Origin of the sequence: Mycolicibacterium canariasense, from assembly GCF_002101555.1 — a bacterium.
GTDB classification, from domain to species: domain Bacteria; phylum Actinomycetota; class Actinomycetes; order Mycobacteriales; family Mycobacteriaceae; genus Mycobacterium; species Mycobacterium canariasense.
Window position 1 is genome coordinate 1 of the sequence record NZ_LQOL01000011.1, and the last position, 2,256, is coordinate 2,256.

General features: G+C 65.7%; 2 protein-coding genes. One reads left to right on the forward strand and one right to left on the reverse strand.

The window, feature by feature from the left end:
• Positions 1-114: 114 nt before the first annotated feature.
• Positions 115-816 carry a plasmid pRiA4b ORF-3 family protein gene (locus AWB94_RS01470; protein WP_052543539.1) on the forward strand — a complete coding sequence of 234 codons (702 nt, stop codon included), beginning with the start codon at positions 115-117 and terminating at the stop codon, positions 814-816.
• A 7-nt stretch (positions 817-823) separates the two neighbouring features.
• On the opposite strand, the gene AWB94_RS01475 is transcribed toward AWB94_RS01470, so the two are convergent.
• Positions 824-2,146 (reverse strand): ISL3 family transposase, encoded by a 1,323-nt coding sequence (locus AWB94_RS01475; protein ID WP_052545499.1) that lies wholly within the window; start codon positions 2,144-2,146, stop codon positions 824-826.
• Positions 2,147-2,256 lie beyond the last annotated feature (110 nt).

A 2,256-nucleotide genomic window follows, 5' to 3' on the forward strand; every position in this document is an offset into this window, starting at 1 on the left:
GGCTCTTCATGATTGAGGGTGTAGAACGGTCAGCTGCTGTCGGCCTGTGATTGGGGTGTCTGGTTGGCTGGGTGTGTGCCGGAGGAGAAGCGGAAGAGTAAGAGGAAGAGCGCGGTGTCCGGGGGTGGTGTGGACCTGTCGATGCTGCAACAGCTGATGGCCGATGCTGGCCGGGATTTGTTCGCGGGAGTGTTCGATGAACCGACACCCGAGGTGGGAGCTGTGCCGGAGCGTGTGCGGGGTTTCCGGGTGCGGGTCGACCTGATGTACGCCAAGCCGCCGATCTGGCGTCGTCTGGTCCTGCCGGGTGACCTCGTGCTCGATGAGCTGCATGACGTGCTGCAGGTTGCGATGGGCTGGCAGGACGGTCATCTGCATAAGTTCGGTGTCGGGGCGGACCGGCGTACCCGTGCCTACTTCGTCACCAGATTTGATCTCAGCGAAGGCGACGACGGTCTCGTCGAGGACGGTGTGCGCCTGGATCAGGTGGTCTCCGGTAAGGGCGACCGGTTGTTCTATGACTACGACTTCGGCGACGGATGGGAGCACGTGCTGGTGGTCGAAGACGTTCTCGATGATCCACCTTCGGCTCCGGTGTGCCTGGCGGGCAAGATGGCCTGCCCGCCGGAGGATTGTGGTGGCTTGGGCGGCTATGAGGAATTGGCTGCGTGGGTTCGTGGCGGGTACGACCCGCGGGCAACACCGATGGGGCTGGGTGCGCAGGAGATGCGCGACTGGCTGCCCCGAGGCTGGCACCCCGATCGTTTCTCGGTGACCGAGACCAATGACGCTCTGGCCGCGTCGAATATGCGTTGAGGACTCTTCACTGCCGAGGTGCAAGGAGCTGAGTTCGGAAGCCTCCGGTCTCGAGCAGTGACCGGGCGATGTAGTTGGTGAGGTTGCGGAAGCCCAGCGCGGATCCGCGCAGGTGTTCGAGGCGGCCGTTGATCGCTTCGGTGGGCCCGTTGGAGGTGCCGGGGCGGTCGAAGTAGGCCAGCACGTCGGCGGCACGCTTCTTCAGGGTCCGTCCCAGGGTGATCAGTTCGGTCAGCGGCTTGGGAACGCCGGTGCTCAGCGTGGTGATCAGCGCCGCCATCATCGTGCGGCCTTTCGTGCGGTCGGGTTCACGATACGCGGCCACGGTGCGCTGATACATCTGCCAGGTGGCCTCGACTTCTGCGTGGGCGTCGGCGGCGAACAAGGCGGCCAGCCGGGTGCGCTGGCGGTCGGTGAGCAGATCGGCACCGGTGTGCAGGGTGCGTCGGCAGGTGTAGAGCGGGTCGGACTTGCGGCCGCGGTGCCCACATGTCGCCAGCTGCACCCGGCGGCGGCACTCATCGAGGGCGTTGCCAGCCAGGCGCACCACGTGGAAAGGGTCCATCACCGTCGCCGCCTCGGGCAGTTCCTCGGCGGTAGCGGTCTTGAACCCGGAGAAGCCATCCATAGCAACAACGTCCACGCCGTCACGCCAGTCCTGCGGCCGCTCGGCCAACCAGTCCTGAAACGCCTTTTTTGAGCGACCCTCGACCATGTCGAGCAGCCGAGCCGGACCGGTCCCGTCACGCACAGGGGTGAGATCGATGATGACGGTGACGTACCTGTCACCGCGACGGGTGTGCCGCCAGACGTGCTCATCGACGCCGATCACCGCCACGCCGTCGAAACGGGCCGGATCGGCGATCAGCACCCGTCGGCCTTCTGCCAGCACCGCGTTGTTGGCGGTGTTCCACGACACCGCGAGCGCTTCGGCGATGCGAGCCACGGATAGATGCTGGCAGACAATGGCTTCCAGCGCCCACCGCAGAGCACGCCGCGACAGCTTGGCACGTGGTTCGGCCATCCTGGTGGTGTCTTGTCGCCACACGTGGGCGCAGCCGGCGCACCGGTAGCGACGGATGGTCACCAGCAGTGTGGTGGGGCGCCACCCGAACGGCTCATGGGCCAGAGTACGGGTGAGGCTGTCGCGTGGGATGCCTTCTTCGCCGCAGCGACGACACCACCGGTCCTCGTCGGTCACCCGGCACGCCAGCACAGCACGGCCGGGCTCAAGGCGTTGTCCGGTCACCTGCAGCCCAAGTTCGTCGAGGCGGCAGAAAGTCGTCAGGTCAGCGCAGGCGAAGCCCGCCCGACCGGTAGCGTCAGGCACGTCGAGGTCTTTCGGATGAGGAGTGTAGGAACCCTCATTTTCGAGAGACCTCGACCTCTATCCCGGCAACGACGCGCCAACCACCTCTACACCCTCATCTGTGAAGAGCC